Genomic DNA, 8758 nt, shown 5'->3' with positions numbered 1-8758 from the left:
AAGGGACACGCGACCTATTACGCACTAAAGCTCGACGACCGCAGAATCGAAAATGCAGCATGGTGTTACAAACGTCCGACCCGCAGGTTCGAGGCCATCGCTGGCTTTTTGGCGTTCTATCCCAGCAAGATGGATCAGTGCGTTGTCGACGGAGAACAGGTCGCGTCGCAGGAAGGTAATTTTTACGGCGGATGGATCACCAACGACATCGTCGGTCCCTACAAAGGGGGCCAGGGAACACGAGGCTGGTGAATTCGTGAGCGATAGTTTGCAAGTTCGGTAACCTCGCAAGCGGTTTATCGAAGTTTGATTCAGCGACCACGATCCGTTAGGTCGATCGCTCGCTTTGCGGCGGCCAAGGAATAAAAGCGCTGGTGCGTTGGATATAGTCGCGATATTCCTGCGAACGATCGGCAATGCTGCGTTCCAACAGGGCAACTCCCGACACTTTCAGCATTTGTTTGTTGTTCGGGAACCAGATTGGGGGCCGAATTAGCAGCCGAGTTTGTCAGCGAGCTCTTCGGAAGCCAACCGCAATTCGGCGTCGTCGTGCAATAGCGATTCGGTTTTGCGGATCGCATGCAGGACCGTGGAATGGTCACGACCGCCGAAATGTTCGCCAATGTGAGTGACACTTTTGGACGTGACCCGGCGTGCCAACCACATCGCAAGCGATCGAGCGCGGACGATGTGTTGTTTGCGAGAACTGCTACGCAGATCTTTCGCCTTTAAACGAAAGTAGCGTGCGACGGTGTTGGTGATTTTGTTGAGTGGGATTTCTTCGTCGGGTGCTGCGGACTGGATCGCCGACGCAATCGCTTCGCAACACGGCGGCGATTGGTTCATCCGGCACCACAGATCGACTTGGCGAATCGCGGCGGACAAGGCTCGCACGGGCAGCGTTGGTTCGAGCCCTTCGTCCAACATTTGGATCAGCGGATCATCAAGCTCGAGTCCCAATTGCAGCGCCAACTCGGTCAACAACATCGTTCGCGTTCGGCCAACCGGACAACTGATCGCGATCGTCAAACCGGGCAGCGAACGACTCACCAGTGCCGGTCGCAATCCACGCACCTCGGTGGGCAAACGACGACACGTCAGCACCGTCGGCTGTTGCAACTCACTGCGTGCTTCGATTCGCTGCGCCAATTCTTCTTGAGCTGCGGGTTTGCTGGTGATCAAATGCAGATCATCGATGATCAAAACCGGAACGTCATCAATTTCTTGTCGTAGATGCTGCAAGTCATCGGCCGCCACGGCTTCGGCAAATCGCCGCGCAAATTCAATTGCCGGCATATGCTGGACGCCGCTGGCGTCGATGTAGCCCAACTTGTTCGCGTGACGCACCGACATGTGTAGCGCTAGCGCGGTTTTGCCGGAACCGCTCGGCCCGACCAACAGGATCGGGTTGCCCAGCTCGAACACCGATGTTTCTTGCCGCGCGACAAAGGCGGCTAAGCGATTCTCGGGCCCCGCGATGAAATAGGGCAGCAGGATTGGGCTGACGGCAGATTCACGACGGCGTACCTTTAGCGGCGGACGCTCCAGCGGAAATGCGACTACTTCGCTCTCCACCGGAGGACGCTTGAGGTTGGGCTCGGCTGTCAGCGTTACAGATGACAAAACAGCAATGTCGTGATCCCACGTCGCCGCATCGTAGGAGGGTTCAAAAATTCGACACCTACAAAGTTCTGCGTGCGGCGACGCAGAACATCCTGCAAACCAGCGGGATTATACCGAATCAAAGATGGATAACGAGGGGGAAAATCCTTAGTTTTCCACAGCCCTATTTTGCCTTAAACGCTTGTAGCACCTAGAGATACGGTCGATCGCATCATCAATTTTTTTCTCCGTGGAAAACTTTGACACCCCGAACCTCAACGCCGATTGTACCTGTTCTGCGGGTAATCCCATTGCTAACAGCACATGGCTGGGCGGGCTGCTGCCGCTGCTACAGGCCGATCCACTGCTGCAGGCGACGCCGGCAAAATCCAACGCCATCAGCATCGATTGTCGATCGGCCCCCAAAAACGACAGACACGTTGTGTTGGGAAGTCGCGGGACCAGGGCCACTTCGCCTTCGTCGTCGCGGGAGCTTCCGTGCACGACCAAATCGGGATGAGCCGACCGCAAACCTTGCTCGAGGCGATCGCGTAGCAAGCTCAGCCGGGGCTGTGTTTCGGGCAACTCGCTTGTTGCCAATTGCAGTGCGGTTGCCATCCCACAAATCAGCGGCACCGGTTCAGTTCCCGGACGGCTTTCGAGTTGCTGTTCACCGCCGTGCAGTTGAGGTCGCAGTTTGACGCCACCGGCGATCCATAAACCTCCGATCCCCGTGGGACCATGGAATTTATGAGCCGACATGGTGACCGCAGACGCACCGAGTGAGCGAAACGAGATCGGCACCTTTCCGATCGACTGGGTCGCATCGACATGAAAGGTCACGCCAAGGTCACGGCAAATTTGGGCCGCCTGTTCGATTGGCTGGATCACTCCGGTTTCGTTGTTGGCGGACATCAACGACACCAACCCCGCCGGCCGATCACCCGATTGAATCAGGTCGGCGAGCGAATCAATTTTGGCGACTCCCGTATGGTCGACATCCATCCAGCGGATTTCACGACCTTGAGCGGCCAAATGCTCGGCGACCGCAATCACGCTGGGGTGCTCGATCCGGCTCAGCACGATTGCGGCGTCTGGATCGGCAAGTCCAGTGAGGGCGAGATTGTTCGATTCAGTGCCTCCGCTGGTAAAAATCAGCCTCGGACCGCCGGGTTGATCCAAGGCAGAATCGATCGCCGAACCGATCACGTCGATGGCGTCGTCGATTCGCAGCCGCGCTGCACGACCAATCGCATGTTGGCTCGATGCGTTGCAGGGGCCGCTACGGAGTACGTCGATCATCACGTCAACGACGCGAGGATCGATCTCAGTCGTCGCATTGTTGTCCAGATAAATCACTTGGCACTCAATTCGCTGAGGCTTGCCACTGCGGGCAAGTTGGCTTGGGCGTCCGCTGTGGCGTCGGGCTGTGACAACGCCTTTAACTCGTCGGATTCGGGAAAATCCGACAACGCTTCGTTTAGCAATCCGTTGGCCAACTCGTCTCGTTTGGCTGATCGCATATCGAGGATCAAATCGCGGTACTGAATAACAAGCAATTGGTCGATTTCAGCGCTCAGCTCGGCAGCGGTTTGCTGTCGTTGGGCCAGTTCAAATAGGGGGGGCATGAGTAAATAGAGTTCGCGATTGGCCAATCGCTGGATCACTGGCCAAAATACTTTGGCTTGGCCGGGGTGATCGATGCTCCATTGCCGCCAATATGCGTTACCTTGGTGCTCGAGCGACAAATGGTCGACCAAAAGTTGACCATCCAAAGGGGTGCCACCGGTAAAGCCTCGCGAAATGTTGACCAGATCCCAGCGGCTGGACGGAGACGAGGGATTGCCGATGAGTTTTTTCTGACGCAGGTAGGTCGCTGTTTTTGGCGTCGACGCGGTGCGGCGGATCGGAGTGATCTGCAAATGAACAATCGGGATCTCATAAAACTGGAAGTCTCGCATGACAAAGGTGTCGGGCGAAATTTCGCGGCCGCTGACAAACCCCTGGGTCCGAACAAACAGCAAGACGAACAAGGAGACCAAAATCGTGCCGATCACGATGACCCATCGTTTCAGGGAACCTCGCTGGTTTCGCAGCCTTCGCGGTTCGGAGCTGCGGGACGAAGCGGACGATGAGGTTGATGCCGTGGTAGACAAGGGAGCCTTGATGAAAGATGTTGCGGAAAAAGTGAAGAATCGAAAGGATACGAACGATTGTCAAACAGTATATGCGTTTCGTAGCGAGCGGATTTCGTCGCAATTCTTCGCAAATCGTGATTGATATCTTACCATTCTGACACGTAAAGCGATGAAACGTACTCCATCCATCTTAACCCTGCGAAGTTCGCGTGATCGAGGTCACTTGGCATTAATGTCGGTGGGGAGCCCTCGGCTATCGCGACCCTACAGCGTGTTCGGGGGGCGGGATGTCGATCCAGCTTTAGAGGACGAATCGGTCGCCGACGAAGAGCCGCTTCAGACGAATCCTTCGGATGATAGTGTCGAGAAGAAGCGGAAACGTGCGGAAGCCGTCCTGTTTCTCTCAAAAACCCCTCTATCACTGCGAAAACTTGCTCAATTGGCTCACTTGGCGGATGCAACCGAGGCCCGTACACTTGTCCGCGACCTCAATAGTACGTACGAAACCTATGGACGAGCGTTCCGAGTGGAACTGATTGCGGGTGGTTATCGTCTGATGACCCGAGCAGCACTTTCCCCTTGGTTGACTCGACTTGGACATTTGCCTTTAGCCATGCGGTTGTCGACGCCGATGATGGAAACGCTTGCGGTGGTTGCCTACCGTCAACCGGTTTCCCGAGCGGACATCGAATCGATTCGCGGCGTGGCTTGCGGTGATTTGTTGCGACAGTTGATGGAAAAGGACTTAGTACGTATAGCAGGCCGTAGCGAAGAATTAGGCCGACCGTATCTTTACGGAACCACCAAACGTTTCTTACAACTTTTCGGACTCGCAAACACCGACAGTTTGCCTCCGATCCAGTGGCAGATTCTACAAGAAGACCAACCCGATCCCGCTGCTGAAAACGAAGCCCAAGAAACCCTAGATTCAACCTCCCTAGATCCGTCCCCTAACGATAATTTGCCATCCACGAAGGAGTCTGTCGTGAGCACCGCCGTAGCATCGGTTCTCTCCGAAGCCGATTCAGATGTTCTGGTCGCCCTCGGTCCCGCTGAAAACTCGTTTGACCCCAATACCGAAATCGTCGACGACCCGCAGTCGATCATCGAGGATGAAGAAGACGAATTGTATGGGGACGACATCGACGAGGATGACGACGACGTCGACGATGATTGGGACGACGACGACGATGATGATGATCTCGACGACGACGATGATGAGGACGACGACGATCTCGACGACGACGACCTCGATGAAGATGACGACGAAGTCGATGATGAGAACGCCGACTGGGAAGAAGTCGACGACGACGAAGAGGACGATGATTGGGACGACGAAGATGAGGACGACGACTGGGAAGACGAGGATGACGACGACGAGGATTGGACCTAGTCGCCACTCCGCGTGCTTTTCGTCAGCGTCCCGGTTTACCCGTCACCTGTGACGCGTCGTCCATTATTCGTCACCTAGATTGAACAGGTGTCGCAGCGCTTCGAGCAACCCGCGTTGGTGCCCCTCGGCGGCATCATCGCGGACCGACGACAGCGGTGGATGTAGCAATTTGTTGGTCAAACGATCAAACGATTTGTCGATCTCTTGAATCACCGAGGCGTCGACGTTTAATTGTTCGAGCTTGTTCGTCAATCGTTTCAGCTCTTCCTGCTTGATTCCCGCCGCATTCTCACGCAAGCGGCGAATGACCGGTCCGGTCGACCGATGATTGACGGCTAGAATCAAGCGTTCGGTTTCGTCCGCGATGATCTGCTGCGCCTTGGGATACTCCTTCTCACGTTCACGCCGATTGCGTTCGCAGGCCGCTTTCAGATCATCGATCTGGTACAGATAAACGTTGGGGAAATCCCCCAAGCCGGGATCGAAATCGCGAGGCACCGCCAAATCCAGGATCAACAACACCCGGCCTTGTCGCTTGCTGCGGATCGAATCGAACATCGCACGGTCGACGATCGGGTCGGCAGCACTGGTGGTTCCGATCAACAAATCGGCTTCGATCAATTTCTCGGTCAACGATTCCCAGGGCGCGGTTTTGGCGCCGAAGCGGCTGGCCAAATCCTCGGCTCGCTGCGAGCTGCGATTGATGATCGTGATCTTGGTCGCACCGCCTTGGATCAGATAAGGCAACGTTTCTTCGCCCATCTCACCGGCGCCGCAAACGACAATCTGTTTGTCATGCAGCGAATCAAAGACCTCGGGGACGACTTCGCCCACCGCCACGCTCGGCACGCTGACGCGGCGACGATGAATCGATGTTTCTTGTTGAACGCGTTTTGCCGTGCGGTTGGCGGCTTGAAATACCGCATGCGTTAGCGGGCCCGCCGATCCACTGTTGCACGCCAAGTCATAGGCCTGTTTGACTTGCGACAAAATCTGAGCTTCCCCCAGCACCATGCTGTCCAGACTCGCCGCGACGGTAAACAGATGCTCGACCGCTTCGGGGCCCGTCCGATAGATCATGTGATGGATGACTTCGTCCGCCGACATGTGGTGTTGGCCGGCCAAAAAATCAGCAACGGCATCGCGATCCAAACCGAGCGAATCGTCGTTGGTCGATGCGTACAACTCGACACGGTTACACGTGCTAAGCAGCACCACTTCGGCAGCGGGAAAAACGTTTGCGAAAATCGTGTAGCGCCCTGCCCACCTGGTCGGCGGTAAACGAAATGCGTTCGCGGAATTCGACCGCGGCATCATGATGGCTGCAACCAATCATTTGCAATTTCATGATCGCTGCACCTCAGCACACGGCATTGGTGCCATCATGACGATCGCATCACCCGCTGCTTCATCGGATGTTTCGACGCTGCCATGAGACGACGTCAACACGCCAAAGAAGGCGAGCACTAGAAAGCCAAGACTGGCCAACGTCAAATAGATCGCCTTGCGACCTTGGCTCGCCGGGGCATAGAAAAACTCAACACACGTTGCCACGATCAACCATACCAAAAGTAGAAAAACTGAGCAGGGTCCCTCCCTCGGTCCATCCGACATGTCCCCAACGATTCAAATTCATCACCACGCCGGCGACGACGCCGATCGCGACCGCTGTGGTGCTGACGATCAAACAGCGGCGGTTCAGTCGGGCGAGCGTTTCGAGCGTTGGCAATCGCAACGTCGAACCGGCTCGTTTTCGTTTCAGTCGAGACGATTGAGCCAAGTACATCACACCGGCCAAAAACCCAATCAACACCGCTCCGGCACCGGTGGCCATCGCAAATGCATGGATGCTCAACCACACCTCTGCCGCCTCGGATCGCGAAAACGGAGCCATCGGTCGTACCGCCACCGACAATCCGATCAAACCAAGGATCACCGGCAAAAAGTAAAAACTGATGATCGTATCGGGACGCCGTAAATAGAAAATCAAAAAGCAAATCGCCATCCCCAGCGCCAACAACAATGACCATTCCGACCAACTTGCCATCAGCCCACGGTCGCCTCGGCCAACGACATCCATCGTTCGCAGCACCAAATATGTGGTGTGAGCAAACAGCCCCAGCGACATCATCACGATGACGAGCAGGCCGCGGCCAGGTATCTTGCCTAGCAGACGGAGTAGTTCCAAAACGAGCACAACGATGTAGCTCGCGAAGAAACAAGTCACGGTAATCTTGCTAAGAATAGCGAGCATCGTGGAGGTTTTGGGGCTTGGGGGACTGTGACGCTCGAGGGGGGGACGCCATGGCCGAACCACAGCAAACAGGGCTACAACCAATGGGGCCACAGCAAACCGGGGGGACCCACAACTGTGGGCTCAACTGCATCACAGCGGAATTTACAACGCTTTTCCAGCAACCATCCTACACACTTGCCGAAATTTGTCAGCTTGGCATGTTCTCGAAGCAACGAAACCACGATGCCTGATACCCATCACAATCGCTACGCTCGCCAAATCCAATATGCTCCGATCGGTACCGAGGGCCAATCGCGGATCGAACAATCGGCCGTGACGATTCTGGGCTGTGGAGCGCTCGGCAGCGTGGCTGCCGAGATCCTAGCCCGAGCCGGAGTGGGACGGTTGCGATTGGTCGATCGAGACCTGGTTGAATGGACGAACCTGCAGCGGCAAGCGTTGTTTGATGAGGACGATGCGGCAAAAGGCCGCGCCAAAGTGCAAGCGGCAAGCGAGCGGATTGCTCAAATCAACCGCTCGATCCAGATCGAACCGCTCGTGATCGATGTCACAGCCGCCAACATCGCCGACGTGTTGGACGGATCCGATTTGGTGATCGATGCCGCTGACAACTTTGCCATCCGCTTTCTGCTGAACGATTGGTCACTGAAACAAAAAACCGCTTGGGTCCATGGGGGATGTATCGGAGCGAGTGGCCAGGTTTGTTTGTTTGATGGTCGGGGATCCCCCTGTTTCCGCTGCCTCATCCCCGAACCGCCGCCAGCCGCATCGGTCCCCACCTGTGACACCGCCGGAGTGCTGGGTGCCGCCACCCACATGATCGCCAGCCTGCAGTGTCTCGAGGCGACCAAATGGCTGTCCGGTAACCGTGATGCGGTCCACACCGAGGTTTGGTCGTTCGATCTGTGGCGAAACCGGTTTCGAGCCCTACAGCTTGATCCCGCGCTGAGTCAATCATGCCGCGCATGTGCCCAGCACAAATACGATTTTCTGGACGCCGATCACGATCGATCAGGCGCGGTGATGGAGATTTGCGGACGCGATGCCGTACAGATCACTCCGGCAACGACCACCAAGATCGCGCTGAAACAGGTCGCCCAGCGATGGCAGGACCAAGGCAACGTCCAGTCCAATCCGTTTTTCGTTCGCTTGACGATTCCTTCGCAGTCGAATCAAGCCGAACTCAGGCTGACGCTGTTCGCCGATGGCCGTGCGGTGATCGATGGCACCGAAGACGCCAGTCGGGCGCGAACGCTGTACGACCGCTTTGTCGGCGGTTAGTTTGCGTCGATTTTCGTCCCCCTACCCCGCAGTCATTGCTATCGACTTTGGTAGCGGTGCGGCGCGAGCCCAATGCCATCTACTTTC

General features: G+C 56.2%; 10 protein-coding genes. 3 read left to right on the top strand and 7 right to left on the bottom strand.

Going from position 1 to position 8758, the window contains the following annotated elements; translation table 11 throughout:
- Positions 1–252: DUF427 domain-containing protein (locus tag RMSM_RS17490; RefSeq protein ID WP_040767728.1), on the top strand; the 252-nt coding region annotated here is incomplete at its 5' end.
- Positions 253–328: 76 nt separating this feature from the next.
- On the opposite strand, the gene RMSM_RS43430 is transcribed toward RMSM_RS17490, so the two are convergent.
- The 4 genes from RMSM_RS43430 to RMSM_RS17475 all read right to left on the bottom strand — a co-directional run bounded on the left by RMSM_RS43430 (position 329) and on the right by RMSM_RS17475 (position 3659).
- Entirely contained in the window at positions 329–457 is a 129-nt protein-coding gene (locus tag RMSM_RS43430) for a hypothetical protein (RefSeq protein ID WP_008698997.1), read from the bottom strand.
- 35 nt (positions 458–492) lie between these two features.
- Positions 493–1623: a helix-turn-helix domain-containing protein gene (locus RMSM_RS17485; RefSeq protein WP_236622186.1), complete on the bottom strand. Its 1131-nt coding sequence runs from the start codon at positions 1621–1623 to the stop codon at positions 493–495.
- Between the two features lie 147 nt (positions 1624–1770).
- Positions 1771–2961, bottom strand: coding sequence for a cysteine desulfurase family protein (locus RMSM_RS17480; RefSeq protein ID WP_008698995.1), 1191 nt, complete (start codon positions 2959–2961; stop codon positions 1771–1773).
- Positions 2958–3659, bottom strand: a complete 702-nt coding sequence (locus RMSM_RS17475; RefSeq protein WP_008698993.1) for a hypothetical protein — start codon at positions 3657–3659, stop codon at positions 2958–2960. Before RMSM_RS17475 ends, RMSM_RS17480 begins: the two co-directional genes overlap by 4 nt.
- A gap of 250 nt (positions 3660–3909) precedes the next feature.
- Here RMSM_RS17475 and scpB point away from each other — a divergent pair, with 250 nt between their 5' ends.
- On the top strand, positions 3910–5133 hold the full coding sequence (gene scpB / locus RMSM_RS42030) for an SMC-Scp complex subunit ScpB (protein ID WP_236622185.1): 1224 nt from the start codon (positions 3910–3912) through the stop codon (positions 5131–5133).
- A gap of 63 nt (positions 5134–5196) precedes the next feature.
- On the opposite strand, the gene hemA is transcribed toward scpB, so the two are convergent.
- From hemA to ccsA, 3 genes are all read right to left on the bottom strand, one after another.
- Positions 5197–6348 (bottom strand): glutamyl-tRNA reductase, encoded by a 1152-nt coding sequence (hemA, locus tag RMSM_RS17465; protein ID WP_236622184.1) that lies wholly within the window; start codon positions 6346–6348, stop codon positions 5197–5199.
- A gap of 129 nt (positions 6349–6477) precedes the next feature.
- Positions 6478–6687: a hypothetical protein gene (locus RMSM_RS42705; protein ID WP_008698985.1), complete on the bottom strand. Its 210-nt coding sequence runs from the start codon at positions 6685–6687 to the stop codon at positions 6478–6480.
- Positions 6671–7387 carry a cytochrome c biogenesis protein CcsA gene (gene ccsA, locus RMSM_RS17460; RefSeq protein ID WP_052031678.1) on the bottom strand — a complete coding sequence of 239 codons (717 nt, stop codon included), beginning with the start codon at positions 7385–7387 and terminating at the stop codon, positions 6671–6673. The genes RMSM_RS42705 and ccsA overlap by 17 nt, the downstream gene beginning before the upstream one ends.
- A 225-nt stretch (positions 7388–7612) precedes the next feature.
- On the opposite strand from ccsA, the gene RMSM_RS17455 reads away from it, so the two are divergent.
- The gene (locus tag RMSM_RS17455; RefSeq protein ID WP_008698979.1) at positions 7613–8671 is read left to right on the top strand and encodes a ThiF family adenylyltransferase; all 1059 of its coding nucleotides are present in this window, start codon (positions 7613–7615) and stop codon (positions 8669–8671) included.
- Positions 8672–8758 lie beyond the last annotated feature (87 nt).

It is taken from the genome of Rhodopirellula maiorica SM1 (assembly GCF_000346295.1).
Classification (GTDB): Bacteria; Planctomycetota; Planctomycetia; order Pirellulales; family Pirellulaceae; genus Novipirellula; species Novipirellula maiorica.
Note: the sequence above shows the minus strand (reverse complement) of the source record. Positions and strands in the feature narration are given on the sequence as shown.